Below are 22,323 nucleotides of genomic sequence, written 5' to 3'. Positions count from 1 at the left end.
AATGGATGCTTGCGATTATAAATGGCGTTATTGTGACAGAACAGCAATTTTTAAAAAACCACATTGTATTAGTGGAGGACAATTTAATTAATGCCATTGTCCATGAAGCGGACATTGAATTACATGGTATAGAGATTTTAGATGCTAAAGGTGGCTATGTGTCACCAGGTTTTGTCGATATTCATTCGGATTATATAGAGACGATTGTCAGCCCTCGTCCAACCTCAGTAATGAGCATGAATATTGGTTTACGGGAGAGCGAACGCATTTTAATGACGCATGGCATTACAACAATTTTTCATTCCTTATCCTATTACGGGGATGATAAATACTCACATAAAGCAATTCGTAATCCAGAAAATGTTCAAAAATGTGTTGATGCGATTTACGCTTCACACGAAGAGCCACATTTAATACGACATCGGTTACATGCTCGCTTTGAAATTGATTCCATCGATCAAATCCCGAACTTAGAGCGCAATATTAAAGATGGCAAAGTGCATTTGCTATCATTTATGGATCATACACCAGGTCAGGGACAATATCGAAATCTTGAAATCTATAAAAATATTATGCGCGGCTATCGTTCGATGTCAGATCAGGAAGCCAATGTATTAATTCAAAATCAAGTTGATAAGGCGAAAATGACTTTCGATGATATTGAACGACTAAGTCGACTAGCCATTGAGCATAACATTGCGGTTGCTTCACATGATGACGATGATGTAGCAAAACTTCAACTTGTTCAATCGTATGGCACAACAATCAGTGAGTTTCCCATTACACTCGATGTGGCAAAAGAAGCAAAGAAGATGGGGATGCAAACGATTGCTGGTGCACCCAATATTTTAAATGGTGGCTCCCATTCAGGTAATTTAAGCGCAAGTGAGGCGATTCAAGCACAAGTAATCGATATTATTTGTAGTGATTATTATCCTCCTGCTATGTTACACGGGATTTTCGAATTATCGAAACAATATGATGAAGATTTACATCGGTTATTCCAACTTGTGACGATTAATCCTGCACGTGCAGTAAATCTTGATCACGAAATTGGCTCAATTGAGGTTGGTAAAAAGGCAGATATATTAATTATTGAACAGATGGAAGACGGCTATCCCGTTGTTACAACAACTATGGTTGATGGCAACATTATTATGCAAACCAATTATCGCTAAGGGGGGAAACGATGTTAACTATACACAATTTGCAGAAATCGTTTACTATTCATCATTTACAAAAGACCTTTCCAGCACTTGAAAATATATCGTTGCATGTGAGGGAGGGGGGCTTTTTAGGGATTGTCGGTAAAAGTGGCAGTGGCAAATCGACCATCTTAAAAAGTATTTATCGCACTTATATGCCGCAAGCTGGAAACATCATATTCCATTCAGAAGCCTATGGTGAGATAGATTTATTACAGGCAACGACTCGACAAATTGTTTATTTACGAAAACATGAAATTGGTTATGTGTCGCAATTTTTAAACGTCATGCCTCGAACGACTGCATTAGAACTTGTGACACAATCTTTACTAGATGTAGGTGTAGAACAAAAAGAAGCTATTGCCCGAGCAAAGCAAGCATTACGTCATTTTGATTTAGAGGAAAAATTATGGGATAATTATCCAAATAATTTTTCGGGCGGTGAAAAACTTCGCTTAAATATTGCTTGTGCGATAGTGAAAGAGCCACGCCTCCTTCTTTTAGATGAACCTACTGCTAGCTTAGATCAAACATCGAAAGTTAAGGTAAGGGAATCCATCGAAAAGCTAAAAGCACAAGGAACTACTTTAATTGGTATTTTTCATGATTTAGAGTTTATGGAAGGCTTGTGCGATGATGTTTTTACAATGATGAAAATTAGCGACAAGGAAGTGTTAGCGTGAAAATAGATTTGCATACACATAGTCGTTATTCCGATGGTAGCGAAACATTGATGCAATTATTTCAGCAAGCGAAGGTAGCTGGTATCACACATCTAGGCGTTGTTGACCATGATACAACAGCTCACCATGCGGAGGGGCGTAAGCTTGCGGCACAATTCGATATCGAATTTATTGCTGGTGTTGAAATATCTGCCTATGACTTTAAGCGTCAGCGAAAAGTCCATATGCTTGGCTATGGTTTTCAAGGTCAATGTCCACATATTCAAGCACTTTGTACACCACTACTTGCTCGCCGACACGACCATTCATTATGGCAATTAGCGCGCATACAGGAGGCGGGGTTCCCGCTCGATGCAAAGCAGGCACTCGCCTTTGCCCGCGAAAGCGGTACTTTATATAAACAGCATATAATGAATGCGTTGACAGAAGAGGCATATAGCTCAGAATATTATCAAACATTGTATCGCTCATTATTTAAAACAGGAGTAGCAGCAGGGGATATTGTTTATGTTGATGCATTTGAAGCATTGCAAGCCATTCATGCAGATGGCGGAGTGGCTGTCGTTGCCCACCCTGGTCAGTTAGACTCTTTCGATATCACGGAGGAGCTTGTGCAAGAGGGGCTCGATGGAATCGAGTTAATTCATCCTGATCACACATCTGTGCATATGGAACAGGTGCAACAATTGGCTCAAAAATATCATTTAATTACAACAGGTGGATCAGATTATCATGGTCGTTATGGTGCACCTGTACAGTTAGGGCAATATACATTATCCAATTTACAAACGGCCGTTTTTATTTAGTCAATGTAAAATTTTATTAAGAAAAATGCGGAGCTATTTTCAAGCGCTTTCTGAGATGATTAAATGGGGCATGTAGAGCAAAACTACAAAAACTGAAGTGAAAAAGGAGAAGAATAATGAACAAACGATGGTTATCCATTTTGATGGGCATGTTGACTGTACTTTTTTTAGCTGCTTGTAGTTCTTCAGACAATGGAACAAGTGAAACAAAGAAAGCCAATGCAAAATCAGATGAACCACTTGTAATGGTTTGGTATCCAAATGAATCAGGTTCTGAAATGGCTCCTTCTCGTGATGCTTTTGGTGCCATTTTTGAAAAGGCAACAGGGCGTAAAGTAGAACATAAATTAACGACAGATTATGCGATTGCGATTGAATCAATTGCCAATGGCAATGCACATATTGCTTTTATGGGAGCACAAGGGTATATCGAAGCAAAGGATAAAAGTAAAGATGTCGAACCCTTAGTTGTTCCATCAGGAGAGTCTGGTACGTTAGACGATGCGGTCTATTATAGCTGGCTAGCTGTTCCAAAGGATAAGGCAGAGCAATATCAAAAGAATGGCCAATATACGTTAGATACAACGGAAGGCAAAACGATTTCTTTCGTATCTGCTTCTTCAACATCAGGTTTCAAAGTACCAACCAGTTCAATTATTTCTCACTTTAGCAATAAAAATTTAACAGAAGAAGCTTTAATGGAAGGCAATGAAGTGTATCCAGAAGTGTTATTTGGGGATTCCCACCAAGGTTCAGCTGTCAATATGTTGATGGAGCGCTCTGATATCGCAGCATTTTGTGATACATGTGTGGAAGCTTATGTTGAGCTAGTGGAAGGAAAAGCAAGTACACCAGGTGCGGTTTATAAGGTAAAAGATAATGCTGCAGCACCGTTTAACACGTTAACAGGAAAAGAGTTTGTGCTGATACAGGTAACACCAGTACTTAACGCTCCATTCGTAGTTAATACGTCGGTATTAAGCGAAGAAGATATTAAGACATTAAAAGATCTCTTAATCTCAGATGAAACAACCAATAACAAAAGTATTTTTGTACCAAAAGATTCCGGCGATTCGGGATTGTTCTATCGGGCGGCGGACGAGCGTTTCTTAGAAGTGGAAGATGCTTGGTTTAATCCAATTCGCGAACTATCAAAATAATACTGTATAGGGCTTTTATCTTTAAAGATAGAAGCCTTTTTCAAAAAAGTTTCAGCGATTTTCCATGCTATTAGCTTTATAAAATAACGATACAAGGAGAGAGAATAATGACTACTATTGTATTGGAAAGACAGCCCCTACAGTCGGCATTTACTGTTGCTCCAGAAAGAGAGCAAGCAAACACGATTTTGCAGCTAAATAACATTGCTAAAAGCTATGACCATAAGTCCATGGTGTTAAATGATATTAATCTTTCCTTGCAAGAAGGCGAGTTTGTATCCATTATAGGTCAATCGGGTGCAGGGAAATCGACATTACTACGCTGCATTAATCGAATGATTGAACCGTCCAAAGGAGAAATCATTTTTGATCAGCAAGATATTACGTCGATCAATAAAAGAGCAATGCGGCAGCAACGTGCGAAAATGGGCATGATTTTTCAGCATTATAACTTAGTTTCCCGCCTGACGGTATTTGAAAATGTGTTGCATGGTCGATTTGGTTATAAATCCACGATGCAAGGTGTCCTAAGTATTTATACAGAAGAAGAGAAACGACTTGCATTATCTATATTAGAGAAGCTGGATATGAAGGATCAAATTTATAAACGTTGTGACCAGCTAAGTGGTGGTCAAAAGCAACGAGTAGGGATAGCAAGGGCATTAGTGCAAGAGCCAAAGTTATTGTTATGCGATGAGCCTATCGCATCCCTTGATCCCAACTCATCGAAAGTTATTATGGATCATTTAAAGGAAATTTCACAGTCTATGGGCATTACTGTGTTAGTGAATTTACATCAAGTCGACGTTGCCATGCGTTATTCTGATCGGATTATCGGATTACGTAAAGGGGAGAAAGTATTTGATGATCTACCGAAGCAGTTAAACCAGCTTGCTATACGTAACATTTATGGAACAAGCGTACACGAATTAATTACGGAATAAGAGGATGCGGAGGGTATGATGACAGAGGCGAATATTTTACGTAGAAAAAAGTGGCGAATGTCAGGGGTAATGGTCGCACTGATTGTATTAACGTACGGCTCAGCAGCCATTACAAAGTTTAATATAATAGAAGGTTTATACGCGATTCCTAGTACACTTGCATGGATGATTAACAATTTAGTGCCTTCAGCTGAAACAATAGAAAATATCCCAAAAGTATTAAAACGTCTTTGGGAGACGATTATTTTATCCGTCATAGCCTCTACTACAGCAGCTGTATTTGCTTTGCTTTTTGCTATATTGGGGGCGCAAACGACACAATTCAATCGTTTCTTCGGCTTTGTAGCAAGGTTCATTGCATCCATTTTTCGTAATGTTCCAGTAATCGCATGGGCGCTTGTTCTTGTTATTTCATTTGGACATAATGTTATAACGGGCTATTTCGCACTATTTTTCTCGACGTTTGGCTTTTTAGTTCGGATGTTTATTGAAACAATTGATGAGGCAAGTTCAGACGGAGTAGAGGCGTTAATGGCTACAGGGGCTACCTATTTTCAAATGGTATGGAAAGGCGTATTACCAGATACGATGCCTCAGATGCTTAGTTGGATATTTTATATGATTGAAACCAATATTCGAAGTGCGACATTAGTTGGATTATTAACAGGTACAGGTATTGGTTATTTATTTGATCTTTACTATAAAAAACTAGATTATAATATGCTAGGGCTTATTACCATTATGATTATAGCGGTTGTTTTTATTATTGAATTTACATCAAACAAAGTAAGGAAGGTGATCTCTTAATGCACGTGTCACCTTTAGAGACAAATGTCAAAGTAAGAAATCGTCGAATTCAAATCACTAAAACGACAAAGGCGAATATCGTCATGCGTCTTGTATTATGGGCACTATTGTTGTTTACACTAATTGGACCATTTTTCCTTGATTATGGGACCATTACATGGTCAACAGCCATTTCCTTAACGCTAGGTAATTTAAAGATGATGTTTTTAGAACCAGCCTTTCATCAAATTACATTTGCTACAGCGTTAAAGCAAATTAGTATGACACTTGCTTTAGCTTTTTTAGCAACGATTTTAGGAGCAGTCATCTCCTTTTTCCTTGCTATCTTTAGCGCGAAAAACTTAGCACCTTCAATGGTGTCAAATGGAATAATCGCTTTTAACTCATTTATTAGAGCTGTACCTACAGTTCTGTGGGTGTTAATCTTTGCGATTGTTGCAGGTCTCGGTGCAATTGCTTGTGTACTTGGGATGATGCTACATACCATTGCTTACTTAACAAAGGCATTTGCTGAATCATTTGAGGAGTTAGAAGAAGGTACTATAGAAGCATTGCGGGCGTCAGGAGCGAATTGGTGGCATATTGTATGGCATGCTGTCGTTCCGCAGTCTTCGTCCTATATGGTGTCGTGGATTTTCTTACGCTTTGAAACGAACTATGGTGTGGCAGTGGCGATGGGTGCAGCGGCGGCGGCAGGTGGTATTGGCTTTGAGTTATTTATGGCTTCTAGTTTTTACTATGATTTACACGAAGTTGGGATGATTACGTATTGCGCTCTTATTGTCGCCATCATCTTGGAGCTTGTGTCCCTTCGTATTAAAAGAAAATTAATGGCGAAATCATAAAATGAGGTGCAGAAGAAGATTTGACTTCGAACACACTGTAGGCAAGTTCTAATCCTAAAAGAAACGAACGATAATAAAAACAACACCCTAATGATGGTTATTTCATACATCAATTAGGGTGTTATTTGTCATTTAGATTTTAAAGCTACGTACCATCTGATTAAGCGCATCCGAAATGCTCGTTAATGTGTGCGCAACGCTTTGAATTTCTTCCATAGAAGCTAACTGTTCTTCTGTTGCAGCGACCACTTCATGTGTACTTTCGGAATTTTCCTTAAAGAGTGAAGAAACGATTTCATATTGTTGGGTAACTGTTGTAAAATCGGCTGTTAGTTGTTCTGTTGTGGCAGCTATTTCTTGTACTTTACCAGTGACATGGGCAATGGATTGCCTAATATCTTGAAATTGTACGGAAGTAGTAGAGGTTAATTGAACCCCACTTCCGACATTTGTTTTCACTTTTTGTATCGTTTGAACGGTTTCATTGGTTGTCTCTTGAATACGTGTAATGAGTGCTTTGATTTGATTTGTCGAGCCACTGGATTGTTCAGCTAATTTCCGTACTTCTTCTGCAACTACGGCAAATCCTTTTCCATGCTCTCCTGCACGTGCAGCTTCAATGGCCGCATTTAAGGCAAGAAGATTTGTTTGATTGGCAATGTCATTTATCAATGTTGTGATTTCACCAATTTTGACAGCATCTTCAGCAAGTGAATTGATATTTTTATCTGTTTCGTCTACCGATTGTGCAATGGCCTCCATGGACGAAACAATTTCTTTAACGGATTTTTCTCCTTGATCCGCCTGTATACTAACTTCATTCGTATCTTCTGAAACATCAGCTGTATAATGTGTCATACTTTCTAAACTTTGCAATGCTTGCACGATGGCAATAGTGCTTTCGTGTAAAATGTTCGCTTGGCTATCCATACTAGTCGAGACATCTTGTATATTTTCCGTAATTTGATGCGAAGATCGTTTTGATTGTTCCGCACTCGCAGAAAACTCTTCGGAAGACGCTGCTACTCGCTCGGATGAAGAGCTAATTTGTGTCATCATCTGTTTTAATGAAGAAATGAAGTGGTTAAATGAAGCAGCTACTTCCCCTAATTCATCTTTGTTTTTTACCTGGATCGTTTTAGTTAAATCACCGTTTCCTTGCGCGATATCGTTCATCTGAATGTTTAGTTGGCGCAATGGTTTTAAAATGGATTGGTAAAGTAAAACGCCTAATATGATTCCAGATACTGTGGCAACTATGGCAACCCCGAGTAGAAGTGCTTGGCTCATTTTAGACTGCGATTTTAAGCTAGCGCTTGCTACTTCTGTTTGTTGATCTATTTGTGCAATAAAACGTTCAAACGAAGGGTCAAGTACTTCTTTCCGTATTCTTCGTTCTTCTCCAAAATGAATGTCAGCAGCTTTCTTAGGGTCAATCGTATGATTGTGAATAACTAATTGAACTTGATTCCAATATTCTTCGTAATTTTTCTTAATGTCATCAATGGTCTGTTGCTCTGAAGATATGATGGAAAAGGCATATAATTGATTAAATTGCTGTATGATATCGTTTGATTTTTCCTCCATTTGTGATACAAATGTTGGATTATTAGTTAATAGTAATGCTCGCTCATCATTTGAGAGACCGGCAAGCCGATATTGTATTTGCTTCGTAATCACTTTAATTTCCATTAAATTATTTACATCATTATTTTGTGAGACAATTTTCGATAAAGACCATGTCCCGAAACTACCGACGGCCATGATTGATAACACAAAAATTGAAGTAACAAGAATAAGTCTTGTCTTAATACGCATACAAATCCTCCATCTATTTCGATAAATTAACTTTGCTTTAAGGAAGCAAAAGTGATAGAGATAAATAGTGATATGGTCGACTAACACCAAATGGGGTATTAACATCTTGCTTTTATAACTATTATCTTTTGCAATAAGTATTCATCTACTTGTAGTGTCCTTTATCAAACTATATGGCTTAACAGTTTGATATTCTTTTTCAGTACTTAAATAAAATAAGAGAAAAGCCAACAATGTGCTCATTGGCTTTATAAATAAAGTCACTTGCTTTGTCTTATATTATTTAAAGATAATGAATCTATTATTGCTAAATATTAGTTTATTTTAACATCACATGTGGTGATTGGCGAGAACTATGTGGTAGATTTTTGCTTTTTCATATAAACATAAAGTGAGTAGCCCGTAAATTTGAGTTACTAATGTTTTGTATCACAGAAATAATGGCAACAAAATGTAAAAAGACAGCTATTTTACTAAAAACAAAAAGGAAGTAAGCGTTTGCTTCATTATATAGAAGAAAGACGAAAGCTTCTGTATTTCCAGCAGGTACAAAAGGAAATGGGAAAGGTTTTAACACAATAGATAAAAAGGTAAGCGCACAAAAAATGCCATCTTAGTATAAGAGGGCATTTTTAAATTGTTGCAAGCAAATTCATTATCAAATAGCACAGACATAATGATGATTGTAGCATATCATAATGACAGTAAGCGCTCTCTTCATTAGTCATAAAAAACAGTTTTCAGGTAGCGACGTATGATAGGACGCGGTTGGACACCATTTAATAAAGGAGACGAGCTAATTTGAAGTGCGTCTTTTCATGAACAATTGTAATCGCCATGCTCATATAGCGCATTTAAGCTAGTTCAAACGAAAATTTACACGATTATGTGACATATGCGAAAAAAATTTATAAAAACCTTAACTATTTCATATGAAATCCGTATAATAAATCAAACAGTGCGAAAATTGTCCATTTTTCTATCGACGAATTGCGTGAATTTTTTAAATTGTATTGACGTAGAGAACGATAATTTGTACACTGTGTACATTCAATTGTTTTTTGGAGGAATACATTATTTTAAAAAGTTAGGATTTGATAGATATGATCGTATGTAAATTTGGTGGAACATCTGTAGCAAGTGCAGAACAAATTCAAAAAGTAGCAAACATTGTAAAATCTAATCCGGCACGCAAAATCGTAGCCGTTTCAGCACCAGGAAAACGTTCTGGTGATGATATAAAAGTAACAGATTTACTAATTGACTTAGCGAATGCGGCATTACAAAATGAAAATATAGAAGAAAAACTACAAACAGTAGTCAATCGTTACAAGTCTATTGCTGACGGTTTACAACTAGATCATACAATTTGTGACGTTATTACAGAAGACTTGCGCGAACGTGTGCAAGGTGATCCTTCCAATGAAGAATTATTTATTGATAGCTTAAAAGCGGCAGGAGAAGATAACAATGCCAAGCTTATTGCAGCGTATTTTAACTCTATCGGTATGCCAGCACGTTATGTAAGTCCAAAAGAAGGTTTGGTCGTCAATGATTTACCTGAGCGTACGTTTGCCTTACCTGAAGCCTATACAAATTTAGCGCCATTAAAAGATACAAAAGAAATTATTGTTTTCCCAGGTTTCTTCGGTTACACTAAAGCGGGCATATTGCGTACGTTTGATCGCGGAGGCTCGGATATTACAGGCTCTATTTTAGCAGCTGCAGTTGAAGCGGAGCTTTATGAAAACTTTACGGATGTGGATTGTGTATTTTCCGCAAATCCGAAAGTCGTGAATGATCCAGTAGAAATTAAAGAAATAACGTATCGCGAAATGCGCGAATTATCCTATGCGGGCTTTTCTGTCTTCCATGATGAAGCATTAATGCCTGTCTATAAGATTGGGGTGCCAGTTAACATAAAAAATACAAATAATCCTTCAGCCCCAGGTACTCGAATTGTACCGAGTCGTCCTGCTACAGGTCGTCCGGTTACAGGTATCTCGGCAGACAGCGGCTTTTCAACGTTATATGTGTCAAAATATTTAATGAACCGTGAAGTAGGGTTCGGTCGTAAGCTTCTACAAATTTTAGAAGATGAAAATATTTCATATGAACATACTCCATCTGGTTTAGATGATATTTCGGTAATTATGCGATCCAACCAACTAACACCAGAAAATGAAGCGCGTATTTTAACGCGTGTGAAAAATGAATTGCAGGCAGATGATGTCCAAATGCGTCATGGATTCTCAATGATTGTGATTGTTGGGGAAGGGATGCGTAATAACACAGGTCTTGCGGCACGTGCAGCAACAGCCATATCTAAAACTGGAGCTAATATTGAAATGATTAATCAAGGCTCGTCTGAAGTAAGTCTTGTATTCGGTGTTCTACAAGAGTATGAAAATCGAATTTTACAAGCACTATATGGAGAATTCTTTGCACAAGTGCAAGCATAAGTGAACTCAATACGATAGTTTTATGATAACGATAAAATTATCTAAAAATAAAACGGAGCTACCTTATAAGTAATGCATTCATTGCTTATAAGGCAGCTTTTTCATTTTGGTAGTTACATGGATGTATGAATGCCTCCGAAAAATCAAACACTACTAGAAGGAATAGAGTTTTCTTTTATACAGTAATGCTGTAAAATCGAGTTCGTACATAGATAGGAGGTCGTAATAGATTGAAAAGTTTTTCAATGGGTATGATTTTGTCAGTTATCGGTATTTTAGTTGTCTGTTTAACCATTATGGACATTTTACCAGCATCGACGAAATCTATGAAAATTGTATTTGTTGGGATTGGTTGGGTTTTTATTATAGCCGGTTCAATTATTCGATTTAAAAATTTAAAGCAAAAGCAATAAGAAAATTAGCTAAAATGAATGTTGCAAACATCAAAGTTATGATACAATTTCAAAGAAATAAATAATTTCAATACGATGAAGTTGTTATTTTGTACTATACAAAAAATTCAGAAGGTTCAAATTTGCAGTGTATTCATAATTAAAGAATGAACAGTACAAATTCTTCTTGTAAGAATTTGTTTTTTTATTTACCTCCGCTACAAAATATGGGTTCTCCCGTTTGAAAGGGAGTAGTGAATAACCAATAAATTATATAATCAATAATGGAGGTAAGTAGATCATGATTGTACGTATGGAAGATATAAAAATAATAGATAATTATGTTACGATTCAAACAACAACTCCGATGAAAGTTGTCTCGTCAGCGATGCATAATCCAGGCTTTGGCTACTATACACATCTGCTGAATCGCTCTGTACCCAAAACGTACGATGAACGAAAACCACATCATGAATTACGGTGTTTTTTGCAATCAGCGGGTTTTCCCATCGACAAAACCGTTGCGATGATGACAGCGGTAGACGCTCGTTTCGCAACAATGCGTGAATTTACATATGAAGGGTTGCATCTAGTTGTTATGATAACGGCAGGCTTGGGCAATGCTGTCGATATTACACGTGCATTTCATCGACAAGAGCAATATCACGCTGGAACGATTAATACGTGGGTGCTAATCAATGGGAAACTATCGGATGAGGCGCTGTTCCAGGCAATGATCTCTACGACAGAGGCAAAGGTTAAAGCACTAATAGATGAAAATATTACGGACCCTACTACGGGTACATTAGCAACAGGCACGTCAACGGATAGTTTGCTTATTGCATCGACAGAAGAAGGCGATTTCCATCAATATGCAGGCCCTATCACAATGTTGGGCAAAGTGATTGGACATGGTGTTTATGAAACGATGCGTGAGGCCATCCAAAAATACAAAAAAGAGAAAGAGGCGAATCCACTATGATGTTATTAGTGATTGCCTGTATCATTGGCTTATTATTTGATTTAGTTGTCGGTGATCCTCCCAAAATGCCACATCCAGTACGGTGGATAGGCAAACTTATTCAAGCGCAAACCGCCTTGTGGAATAAGGGCAATATGCGAAAATTTCGTGGGATGATTATGGCGCTTGCTGTCGTTGGAACGACCATGTTTGTTGTAACCGTGATTGTAGTGCTTAGTTATCAAGTGAACATCGTGTTTGGAATTCTAATAGAGGGGTTATTAATTGGCGTTGGACTAGCACAGCGTAGTTTAAAAGAATCAGCAATAGCTGTCTATGAGCCTCTTGTCCAAGGAGATTTTGCAGAGGCACGTGTGAAATTATCGTGGATTGTTGGGCGAGATACCGATCAGCTTGATGAGGATGAAATTGTTCGGGGTGTAGTAGAAACAGTATCTGAAAATACAAGTGATGGTGTAACCGCGCCACTCTTTTATGCATTTTTATTTGGGGCAATTGGTTTATGGGGATACAAGGCAGTAAACACGTTAGATTCAATGATTGGCTATAAAAATGAAAAATACAAAGATTTTGGTATGTTTGCCGCAAGACTTGATGATGTCCTAAATTTTATTCCTAGCCGTTTAACAGGATTGTTGATGGTACTTGGTACAAAAAATGAAACAACGGTTTCGCTTGGCAAACGCTTAAAACGCTGGGTACAGGATGCTAAAAAACATCCTAGTCCAAATAGCGGTTATTTGGAAGCAGCAACTGCTGTACAGTTAGGCGTACAACTCGGCGGGAAAAATACATATCAAGGTGTTGCATCGTATAGAGCGACGATGGGTGAAAAACTTGTACCGTTAACGAAAGAGCACATTGCAACATCTGTGTCTCATATGCGAATTGCTACACTGCTCTTTACGCTTGTTATGTTAGCAATGGAGGTGTTAATTTTTGCAATTACCTAATCATGGAGCAAATCCGCAAAATGTCTATCAGCAGCTCGGGCTGAAAATGCCGACAGAAGTATTTGATTTTAGTGAGAATGTCAATGCAGCAGGTCCTCCTCCATTTGTTGAGGCACGCTGGCGCACATTTTATCCATTAATTCAGCGTTACCCAGACCCAGATGGTGAACCTTTTTTAACAAAGGTGGCCCATTTTCATCGCATTGAAAAACAGTCAATCGTCTTAGGGAATGGGGCATCAGAGTTATTTACTGTGTTAGCCAGACGCTATGTAAATAAACGTGTTATTGTGATTCATCCGACATTTTCGGAGTACGAACGGACGCTAAAGGCTGCCGGGGCGAATGTTGTGTCAATTGTTGTGGATGACGTTATAAACTATACATTACCAATGACACAACTTTATCAAGAAATGGTTCATGCAGATGCAGTATATATCTGTACACCAAATAATCCAACAGGTGTCTTACCAAAAAAAGAAGAACTCCTCCGCTTAATAGCTTATGGAGCGGAAGTAGACTGTGAACTCGTATTGGATGAGGCATTTATTGATTGGGTCAGTGAAGATCATTCATTAATTGGCGAAGTTGCGCATAATCCACATGTTATTGTTGTGCGATCAATGACCAAAATGTATGCCATTCCTGGGTTAAGACTCGGCTATTTAGTTGCAAGCAAAATCATTGTTTCAGAGCTAAAAGCAATGTTGTCACATTGGAATCTCAACGCATTTGCGCTTGTTATCGGTGCGGGCTGTTTGGATGAGCATGATTATTGTCAACAGGCAATCGACTATGCCACAACTCAAAGAGAATGGCTCCAACGTTTTTTGCGAGATAACGGATGCCGTGTGACCAATAGTGTGACAAACTATGTATGCTTTTCATTGCCAAGCAACCAACATCCAGATACATTTTTTAGCTTTTGTTTAGGGCAAGGAATTGTCCTGCGCCATACAAAAAACTTTAGGGGATTAAATGGTGAATGGTTCCGCATCGGCATTAAGGATGTAACAGCGATGACCTATTTACATAACTGTTTACAAACGTGGTTTAAAGCAAATAAGGGGTGAGAAAAGTGACAACTTTTTATCTAGTTCGACACGGGGAAACAGTTTGGAATAAAGAACATCGATTGCAAGGGTGGTTAGATTCTCCATTGTCTGAAAACGGCATTTTACATGCTAAAAAACTTGGCGAACAATTGAAAAATATTCCCTTTACTGCAGCGTATAGTAGCACAAGCGGTCGTGCAAAAGAAACATTACACTATTTAACGGCAGGTCGTAAGCTAGCAATTCACTATGAGGATGATCTACGTGAAATTTTTTTAGGAAATTGGCAAGGGAAAACAGTGGAGAATATTATGGCGATTAACCGTTTTGACTATGAACTGTATACCAATTATCCAGCGCAATTTGTTGCCACTCACACCGAAAGCTTTGGCGAAGTAACAGAACGAGCGATGTATACGTTAAAAAATATAGCCCAACGTTATCCACATGAACATATTTTAATTGTGTCACATGGAGTAACGATTAAATGCATAATTAATGCCATATTAGAGCGGGGCATTGACCAGCTTTGGACAGCGCCACATATAGAGGGGACAAGCATGACCATCGTAGAACGTACTGAAGAAAGCTGGCACGTTAAGGTTATTGGTAGCACACAACATTTACAATAGAGAGGTGACAACTGTGCCGCTAATTTTTATTTCAGGTGGGGTTCGCAGCGGTAAATCTCACTTTGCCGAACAAGAAGCTGTTTTGCGCTATCAAAATAAAGATTTAATGGACAAACGATTGATATATATTGCTTCTGGTGTTGCCATGGATGTTGAAATGGAAAAACGAATAGAGCGCCACCAGACTGATCGTTTAAAACAAGCGATTGCGTGGCATACAATTGAAGCACCTTATCAAATACAGGATGCCTTTCATACGTTAGTTGAAGGGGATATTGTACTTTGGGACTGTGTGACGACATGGCTGACCAATGCCTTTTATGAAGGATTTGATAGTGGAACGCCATGTGTAGAAAAGCCAGGTTGTCTAGAGGATAAAATATGGTTTATGAAAAGTGCAGTGTTGACGTTACTTGACAAAAAGGTGACGCTTTTTGTCGTTTCGAATGAACTTTTTGATGAACCGCCATATGGAAATGAGGAGGTCGAATTGTACCGCCAATTGCTCGGCAATCTCCATCAATGGTTTGTTTCGATTTCACAGGAAGCCTATGAAATCAATTATGGTATCGTCAAGAAATGGAAATAACCTTAAAGCTTTGTATGGTGTGATTGACACGCAAAAAGAAGCGAACGGGAATTTCTAGAAGGCACGTAGCATGGGAGTTGACTTTACGTTGCTCCTATAAACGTTTGCTTTTCATGTCCTATTGGCAATGAATCTTCTAGATTTTTTAATTTTCGCATGAATAAAAATTGGTTGAGATAACACGAAAGAAAGAAGGCAAGGCGATGAAAACTATATGGCACAGTGTATTGCTGGGATTTCAATTTTTTACAGTTTTGCCTGTACATAAAGAAATTCCGTTATCTAAACGGACAATTACTGGAATGTTTGCATTTTTACCTTGGATAGGGGCGCTGATGGGAGCTGTTGTTGCAGCGATAATCTACTGTTTAACACAATGGACAGCCAGCAGTGAAGTCCTCTTAACATTTATAATTATCGGTTTATTTGCATTATTTACAGGAGGCTTGCATCTAGACGGTTTTATCGATATGGGAGATGCTTATTTTTCTTATCGCGATCGCGACAAGCGACTTGAAATTTTAGATGATCCGCGAGTTGGGGCATTTGGTGTACTATCTGTGTTATTTCTAGTGTTAGGAAAATTCGTTGTGCTACATGAACTTTTTGTACAGAACAAACTTTCATTATGGATGCTTGTCTTTATCCCTTTACTGACACGTGTAGGAATGAGTTTCTATTTTCTATCGTTACAATGTTCGAAGGAAAAAGGACTTGCTTATTTTTTTAAAACACATATACATCATCGTTTACTGATAAGCTTGATGTTCCTTACGCTTATACTTGCTTATTGTGGTATGTTCGTAGTTTTAAGCTTTTCAATGGTGCCATTGTTATTAATGGTCGTTTTAGTCATAGCATTTGTATTGTTTCGGCAGTTTACAGTGCGTAATTTTGGCGGAGTTTCGGGTGATTTGCTAGGTGCTTCAATTGAAGGAATGGAGGTTGTGCTATGGGTGACATTGTTACTGTTCGTTTAATGAGACATGCACCGACAAAAGAAAATGTGGAAAAGCGTTATATTGGCTGGACAGATTCTTCCTTAGCACATGCGTCGGCGCTTCCAATAGTCAATGATTCTGTTAGAAAAGTATATGGCAGTGATTTACGTCGTTGTCAAGAAACGGCGAAATGTTATTTTCCACAAGCTAGCTATATAGCCGATGCGAGATTTCGAGAGACGAATTTTGGTGATTTTGAAGGCAAAACATATGACCAATTAAAGTCAGATCATCGGTACCGTAGATGGTTAGATGACCCACTGAAAAATGCGCCACCAAACGGTGAAAGATTTGATCAGTTTTGTGAGCGAGTAGTCGCAGGTTTTTTAGCGTTACCAAAAGATGAGGATGACTATTATCTCGTCGTTCATGGTGGGGTGGTGCGAGCGTTACTTGTTGCATTTGCTCCTCAACAAGAGGCTTTTTGGTCATATCAAGCACCCCATAATCGCCTATTTACGCTAACGTTTTCCCGAGCAGCTTGGAAGGAGGGAGCTAGATGCATGTCTTTATCGGAGGAGCCTATAACGGAAAAACCGCTTATGTAGAGCGATTACTAAAAGATTATCACTATACGATAATTGATGGCGAACTACCAGATGTTGCACCTGATTGTGATGCACTAATTATTAAAAATTTAGAACAATGGCTCGTAAAACGCAATTTGGAGGAAGATGAAGCCATTATCCATCACATTTTAACAACACTTAAAAGCCTTGAAAAAAACTGTGTAGTGTATATGATTGTAACCGATATGGGACGTGGTGTTGTACCGATGGAAAAGCAAACAAGATTATTGCGTGACACGTGTGGTCGCTTGTATCAGGCGTTATTTGCAGAAGCAAAACAAGTAAATCGTATTTGGTATGGCATTGCAGAACGTATTAAATAAACGAGGAGAATACTTGTAGAAAAGAGGAAATGGAATGAATCGACAAAAATTAATGAGTTTGACATTAACAGCCATGGTTGCGGCGATTTGTGCAGTTGGGGCAGTTATTAAAATTCCGTCTTTTGTATCATCGGCGGCACTCGACTCAGCGCCAGCATTTTTAAGCGTTGCATTTTTATCGCCTGTATTGGCAGGAGTAGCAGGGTTAATCGGTCATTTGATTACAGCACTGACATCTGGTTTTCAGCTTGGACCATTGCATCTTATTATTGCGGCCGAAATGTTTATTGTTGTATGGCTATTCGGTGTGATGCACAAAAAAGGTATGCATTTTTGGAAATGGCCGGTTGCGCTTATATTGAACGGTGTGATCGCACCACTCCCATTTTATTTCATCATTAGTCCAGCGTTTTTCTGGGGCTCATTAGCGAGTATTTTCATGGCAACTGTCATCAATTTATTGATTGTCGCTGTCGTGATGCCAATACTCTCGAAAGTGTTTGTTCGTAAGGCGGGGCGAGCAAATTGAGAAATGCAGTAAAAATAGGGAATCTGATTGTTACAACAGATAATGCTGCTGCCATCGGAGAAAAACCTCAAGATGTCGTATCGGCTCCGGATACATTAACGGCCTATTTAACTGGGCGCGTCACTTTTCTAGAACAGCTTGCAGGCGATGCTCTACCCAGTCATATTATTCTTGCCAACTTTTCAGGTGATGAGGCGTGGTCTCGTTATGTCGTAGGACTTGCGCAAGTTTTTGAAGAAGCAGGTCTACCATGTCCACCTGTAAATGGCAGTTCAGAATCCAATATGCCGACAGTGCAATCGGGATTATCTGTAACCATGTTAGGTGAAATACAAACAAGGTCGCCATTTGTTCGTGACAACCTGATTTGGTATACGTATGGACTGCCACTCGTTGGCAATGAAGTGCTTGCGAAGCCTGAAGATGTGGCCCAACTACAACCCATTTACCAAGCTTGGCGCGAGGAAATTGTGCAACAAGTTTGGCCGGTAGGTTCTCAAGGCTTACAAGCAGAATTTTCAAGACTTTTTGGGCAGCAACAAATTAAAAGTTCGTTGGATGTAGGAAAAACAGCAGGCCCATGTGCGGTAATTTTACTAGGAATCAATCCAGAAAAAGAGCAACTGGCACAAAAAATTTTTACTAGAAATTTTGAGAAACTGCGTAAAACTGCATTGGAATAGGGCTTGCTTCGAGCAAAAGTAGCGTTTACGAGAATACAAGGGGCAAAACGCCTATTGAAACGTTAAACACAATATGTTAGATTTGTTTAGGAGTTAAAACACTATATATAGTATATTGGACAAGCGGTACCAGTATGGTTTAAAAGGGAATTCGGAAATAGAGATATCTAAAGCCGAAGCTGTCCCCGCAACTGTAAGTGCTGACAAATAATTAGGATGCCACTGTGAAAGAACGGGAAGGCAATTATTTGAAGGAAGCATGAGCCAGGAGACCTGCCGAGTTGTTCAAGACAGCAACACATCTTCGGGGATTGAGAAGTGGAGGCGAGAGATTTGTCCACTTCGATGTGTACATGTCCTTCATTTCCATTTCCGATTTTACAGCGATTACGCAACCGAAACATGGTGTGTAATCGCTTTTTTGTGTGCGCTGATAGAAAGGGAGAGAATGGGAATATGACAATTCAAATCGAACAACAGATGGCTAAGTTAAAGAAAAGTTACACAGAGGAGGAGCTTGAAAGCTTTGTAAGATTATCGGATAGATGGCTACGAAAAAATGACAATGCAACATTTGAAGCTTGGGCGGATGCGATGATTTTACAAACACTTAGTCTTATTGATGAGGAAGAGCCATATTGGACATTTGTTGCTGCCCAAATTTACTTAGAAAAATTGTATGATCAATTTGCTACCCGTCGTGGCGTTGGGGTGGAAGATGTCTATAAGGTATTTCCGGAGCAACTTGCTCGCTATACCGAGGCAGGGCTTTATCATGACTGTTTAACGACGAAGTATAGTGAACTAGAGCTAGTCGAGCTTGCGTCTTATCTTGAACAGAGTCGTGATGAACTGTTTACGTATATCGGATTAAAAACGTTAATGGACCGCTATGTTGTGCGTGATTATACAAAAACACCTGTAGAATTACCGCAAGAGCGTTGGATGGTCATTGCAATGACATTGATGCAAGATGAAACGGAAAACCGCTTAGAAAAAGTACGAGAATCGTATTGGGCGATGAGTAATTTATATATGACGGTTGCAACACCGACATTGTCAAATGCCGGAAAAACACATGGCCAGCTTTCAAGCTGCTTTATTGATACGGTAGATGATAGTTTACAAAGTATTTATGATACGAACACAGATGTTGCAACATTATCGAAATACGGGGGCGGTATAGGCGTTTACATGGGAAAAATCCGTAGTCGCGGCTCCTCTATTAAAGGGTTTAAAGGCGCATCTAGTGGAGTACTGCCTTGGATCAAACAGCTCAATAATACAGCGGTGTCAGTGGATCAGCTTGGTCAACGCCAAGGCGCAATCGCTGTTTATTTAGATGTTTGGCATAAAGATGTCTTTACGTTTTTAGATTTACGTTTAAATAATGGAGACGAACGATTACGCGCGCATGATATTTTCACTGGTTTATGTTTACCAGATATTTTTATGGAAGCAGTCGAAGCGCGTGGAGAGTGGCATTTATTTGACCCACATGAAGTACGTGAGGTAATGGGCTTCTCACTCGAAGATTGTTATGATGAGCAAAAAGGACAAGGCTCTTTCCGAGATAAATATGCGTCGTGCATTGCCAATCCACTATTAAGTCGAGAAGTGGTGCCGGCAATCGATATTATGAAGCGTATTATGCGTTCACAGTTGGAAACAGGTGTACCATTTATGTTTTACCGCGATGAAGTAAATCGCATGAATCCAAATAAGCACGAAGGGATGATTTATAGTTCAAATTTATGTACTGAAATTTTCCAAAACATGTCGCCAACGCAATTCGAATCCATTACGTTAGAAGATGATGTGATTGTGACACGTCGTAAGCCTGGAGATTTTGTTGTATGTAATTTATCTTCTGTCAATTTAGGGAAGGCTGTTCCGGCTGGTGTGTTAGAGCGTTTAATACCGATTCAAGTGCGCATGTTAGATAATGTCATTGCCTTAAATACTATTCCTGTGAAACAAGCGGAGCGTACTAATGCTCGTTATCGTGGAATTGGGCTAGGGACATTTGGTTGGCATCATTTACTTGCCTTGAAGGAAATTCAATGGGAGTCGGATGAGGCAGTTGACTATGCTGATAAATTATACGAGCATATTGCATACTTAACGATTCGTGCATCGAGTGCACTTGCGCGAGAAAAAGGTGCTTACCCATTATTTGAGGGCTCTGACTGGCAAACAGGTGCTTATTTTGACAAGCGTAGCTACAACAGTGACAAGTGGCAAGCATTGCGTGCGGATGTCGCGAATTATGGAATGCGCAATGGGTATGTAATGGCAGTAGCACCAAATTCATCGACATCCATTTTGGCAGGCAGTACGGCAACGATTGATCCGATTTTCCAAAAGAGTTACTCCGAGGAGAAAAAGGATTACAAAATTCCTGTTACAGTACCTGACTTATCACCCGTAACGACTTGGTATTATAAGTCTGCTTACTTTATTGATCAAAACTGGACGATTAAACAAAATGCAGCACGTGCCCGTCATATTGACCAAGGCATATCGCTTAATTTATATGTGCAAAATACGATTCAAGCAAAAGACTTACTCGCTTTACATCTTAATGCTTGGGCAAGTGGCGTGAAAACGACTTATTATGTGCGTTCAACATCCGTTGAATTGCTAGAATGTGAGTCTTGTGCGAGCTAGGAGGAATAGAAAATGACAACAATTACGAAACGAAAAATGATGGATAAGGAGGCGCCAAACCGTTCGACAGCCATTGTGAACGGGCGCTCTTCTAATATTTTAAACTGGGATGATGTGCGTTTTAGTTGGGCGTACCCAAAATATAAAAAAATGCTTGGGAACTTTTGGACACCTTTTGAGATTAATATGAGCAATGATGTCAAACAATTTCCAACTTTATCAGCGGATGAACAGGAATCATTTTTGAAAATTATTGGTTTACTAGCGCTGTTAGACAGTGTACAAACGGATTTTGCGGGCAAGGTGGCGGACTATTTAACGGATTCGAGCCTGAATGCCTTAATGATTATTTTAGCGCAACAAGAGGTGATTCATAATCATTCCTATTCTTATGTTTTATCCAGTATTGTAAATAAAGATGAACAAGACCGTACATTTGACTTTTGGCGCACGGAGCCAGTGTTAGAACGTCGCAATGATTTCGTTATGAAAGGCTATCAAGCATTTGCAGAGGAACCAAATGTTGAAAATATGTTAGAGGCCATTGTCTATGATGTTATTTTAGAAGGCTTATTTTTCTATTCAGGCTTTGCCTTCTTCTACCATTTAGCACGCAATCAAAAAATGGTGGCTTCGTCAACAATGATCAATTATATCAACCGTGATGAACAGCTACATGTGGATTTATTTGTGAAAATCTATCAGGAATTGCTAGCGGAATTTCCTGAATATGATACACCAGAACGAGCGGCGCGTGTGCAGGAGATTTTCCGTGAAGCGGTTCAACTTGAAATCGATTGGGCAAATGAAGTCATAGGTGAAAAAATCGAAGGACTCGATGTGGAAGATGTCCATGATTATGTCCATTTTTATGCGAATGTACGTTGCCACCAACTAGGGGTAGAGCGTCCGTTTGAGGGTTATCGAAAAAATCCATTAAAATGGATTAAAGCATACGAGGATGTAGACTTAGGAAAGACAGATTTCTTTGAGCAACGATCCCGTCAATATGTAAAAGTAAATGTAGAAGATAACGGCTTCGATGACTTGTAATTTAATATAATATAATTGTTTGAGTGCCTGTCACTCTATCCACTTGGCTTTTGCGTAGCATTATGTAAGCCACAACTCCCGCTTTTGCGCCGTATGTTGTGACTTTCTGTATGTGAGTTCCCGCAGAAGTTCAAGTGGATTTTTACTTTCTAGCCAGAAAATT

At 38.9% G+C, this 22,323-nt stretch carries 22 protein-coding genes and 1 riboswitch; of the genes, 21 read left to right on the top strand and 1 reads right to left on the bottom strand.

All coding sequences use genetic code 11. The annotated features are described in order from the left end of the window. Positions 1-5 precede the first annotated feature (5 nt). The 7 genes from phnM (at position 6) to MHH88_RS12315 (ending at position 6,450) form a co-directional block, all read left to right on the top strand. Entirely contained in the window at positions 6-1,178 is a 1,173-nt protein-coding gene (gene phnM, locus MHH88_RS12345; protein WP_339258409.1) for a phosphonate metabolism protein PhnM, read from the top strand. Positions 1,179-1,189: 11 nt separating this feature from the next. Then, positions 1,190-1,888, top strand: coding sequence for a phosphonate C-P lyase system protein PhnL (gene phnL / locus MHH88_RS12340; protein WP_339258407.1), 699 nt, complete (start codon positions 1,190-1,192; stop codon positions 1,886-1,888). Beyond that, positions 1,885-2,694, top strand: coding sequence for a PHP domain-containing protein (locus MHH88_RS12335; RefSeq protein ID WP_339258405.1), 810 nt, complete (start codon positions 1,885-1,887; stop codon positions 2,692-2,694). Before phnL ends, MHH88_RS12335 begins: the two co-directional genes overlap by 4 nt. Before the next feature lie 116 nt (positions 2,695-2,810). After that, positions 2,811-3,854 carry a PhnD/SsuA/transferrin family substrate-binding protein gene (locus MHH88_RS12330; RefSeq protein WP_339258403.1) on the top strand — a complete coding sequence of 348 codons (1,044 nt, stop codon included), beginning with the start codon at positions 2,811-2,813 and terminating at the stop codon, positions 3,852-3,854. A 107-nt stretch (positions 3,855-3,961) separates the two neighbouring features. Beyond that, entirely contained in the window at positions 3,962-4,798 is an 837-nt protein-coding gene (phnC, locus tag MHH88_RS12325) for a phosphonate ABC transporter ATP-binding protein (protein WP_081328035.1), read from the top strand. 15 nt (positions 4,799-4,813) lie between these two features. After that, positions 4,814-5,605, top strand: coding sequence for a phosphonate ABC transporter, permease protein PhnE (phnE, locus tag MHH88_RS12320; protein WP_339258401.1), 792 nt, complete (start codon positions 4,814-4,816; stop codon positions 5,603-5,605). Then, positions 5,605-6,450 carry an ABC transporter permease subunit gene (locus MHH88_RS12315; RefSeq protein WP_339258399.1) on the top strand — a complete coding sequence of 282 codons (846 nt, stop codon included), beginning with the start codon at positions 5,605-5,607 and terminating at the stop codon, positions 6,448-6,450. Before phnE ends, MHH88_RS12315 begins: the two co-directional genes overlap by 1 nt. 132 nt (positions 6,451-6,582) lie before the next feature. Here the strand turns inward: MHH88_RS12315 and MHH88_RS12310 are convergent, their stop codons facing one another. Then, positions 6,583-8,268, bottom strand: a complete 1,686-nt coding sequence (locus tag MHH88_RS12310) for a methyl-accepting chemotaxis protein (RefSeq protein WP_339258397.1) — start codon at positions 8,266-8,268, stop codon at positions 6,583-6,585. Between the two features lie 1,103 nt (positions 8,269-9,371). Between MHH88_RS12310 and MHH88_RS12305 the strand changes: the two genes are divergently transcribed. From MHH88_RS12305 to MHH88_RS12240, 14 genes are all read left to right on the top strand, one after another. Further along, positions 9,372-10,730, top strand: coding sequence for an aspartate kinase (locus MHH88_RS12305; RefSeq protein WP_339258396.1), 1,359 nt, complete (start codon positions 9,372-9,374; stop codon positions 10,728-10,730). A 230-nt stretch (positions 10,731-10,960) separates the two neighbouring features. After that, complete coding sequence (locus MHH88_RS12300) at positions 10,961-11,143, top strand: hypothetical protein (RefSeq protein ID WP_069513257.1); 183 nt, start codon at positions 10,961-10,963, stop codon at positions 11,141-11,143. A gap of 280 nt (positions 11,144-11,423) precedes the next feature. Continuing rightward, the gene (locus MHH88_RS12295; RefSeq protein WP_339258393.1) at positions 11,424-12,104 is read left to right on the top strand and encodes an adenosylcobinamide amidohydrolase; all 681 of its coding nucleotides are present in this window, start codon (positions 11,424-11,426) and stop codon (positions 12,102-12,104) included. Then, complete coding sequence (gene cbiB, locus MHH88_RS12290; RefSeq protein WP_339258391.1) at positions 12,101-13,057, top strand: adenosylcobinamide-phosphate synthase CbiB; 957 nt, start codon at positions 12,101-12,103, stop codon at positions 13,055-13,057. Before MHH88_RS12295 ends, cbiB begins: the two co-directional genes overlap by 4 nt. After that, on the top strand, positions 13,044-14,129 hold the full coding sequence (locus MHH88_RS12285) for an aminotransferase class I/II-fold pyridoxal phosphate-dependent enzyme (RefSeq protein ID WP_339258389.1): 1,086 nt from the start codon (positions 13,044-13,046) through the stop codon (positions 14,127-14,129). Before cbiB ends, MHH88_RS12285 begins: the two co-directional genes overlap by 14 nt. A 5-nt stretch (positions 14,130-14,134) precedes the next feature. Further along, positions 14,135-14,743: a histidine phosphatase family protein gene (locus MHH88_RS12280; RefSeq protein ID WP_339258387.1), complete on the top strand. Its 609-nt coding sequence runs from the start codon at positions 14,135-14,137 to the stop codon at positions 14,741-14,743. A gap of 13 nt (positions 14,744-14,756) precedes the next feature. After that, on the top strand, positions 14,757-15,332 hold the full coding sequence (locus MHH88_RS12275; RefSeq protein WP_339258385.1) for a bifunctional adenosylcobinamide kinase/adenosylcobinamide-phosphate guanylyltransferase: 576 nt from the start codon (positions 14,757-14,759) through the stop codon (positions 15,330-15,332). A gap of 203 nt (positions 15,333-15,535) precedes the next feature. Continuing rightward, a complete protein-coding gene (cobS, locus tag MHH88_RS12270; RefSeq protein WP_339258383.1) occupies positions 15,536-16,312 on the top strand; it encodes an adenosylcobinamide-GDP ribazoletransferase in 777 nt (258 codons plus the stop codon). Further along, positions 16,285-16,881 (top strand): histidine phosphatase family protein, encoded by a 597-nt coding sequence (locus MHH88_RS12265; RefSeq protein ID WP_339258381.1) that lies wholly within the window; start codon positions 16,285-16,287, stop codon positions 16,879-16,881. Before cobS ends, MHH88_RS12265 begins: the two co-directional genes overlap by 28 nt. Further along, positions 16,833-17,225: a bifunctional adenosylcobinamide kinase/adenosylcobinamide-phosphate guanylyltransferase gene (locus tag MHH88_RS12260; RefSeq protein WP_339258379.1), complete on the top strand. Its 393-nt coding sequence runs from the start codon at positions 16,833-16,835 to the stop codon at positions 17,223-17,225. Before MHH88_RS12265 ends, MHH88_RS12260 begins: the two co-directional genes overlap by 49 nt. A gap of 34 nt (positions 17,226-17,259) precedes the next feature. Next, complete coding sequence (locus MHH88_RS12255) at positions 17,260-17,754, top strand: ECF transporter S component (RefSeq protein ID WP_069513266.1); 495 nt, start codon at positions 17,260-17,262, stop codon at positions 17,752-17,754. After that, positions 17,751-18,437: a hypothetical protein gene (locus tag MHH88_RS12250; protein ID WP_339258376.1), complete on the top strand. Its 687-nt coding sequence runs from the start codon at positions 17,751-17,753 to the stop codon at positions 18,435-18,437. Before MHH88_RS12255 ends, MHH88_RS12250 begins: the two co-directional genes overlap by 4 nt. A 107-nt stretch (positions 18,438-18,544) precedes the next feature. Further along, positions 18,545-18,733, top strand: a riboswitch (cobalamin riboswitch). A gap of 160 nt (positions 18,734-18,893) precedes the next feature. Continuing rightward, a complete protein-coding gene (locus tag MHH88_RS12245; RefSeq protein WP_069513268.1) occupies positions 18,894-21,107 on the top strand; it encodes a ribonucleoside-diphosphate reductase subunit alpha in 2,214 nt (737 codons plus the stop codon). 12 nt (positions 21,108-21,119) lie between these two features. Further along, on the top strand, positions 21,120-22,160 hold the full coding sequence (locus MHH88_RS12240) for a ribonucleotide-diphosphate reductase subunit beta (RefSeq protein WP_024360953.1): 1,041 nt from the start codon (positions 21,120-21,122) through the stop codon (positions 22,158-22,160). Positions 22,161-22,323: the final 163 nt, after the last annotated feature.

The sequence above is a fragment of the Lysinibacillus sp. FSL K6-3209 genome (assembly GCF_037976175.1).
Taxonomy (GTDB): domain Bacteria; phylum Bacillota; class Bacilli; order Bacillales_A; family Planococcaceae; genus Lysinibacillus; species Lysinibacillus sphaericus_D.
This window is presented reverse-complemented; position numbering and strand designations above follow the sequence as displayed.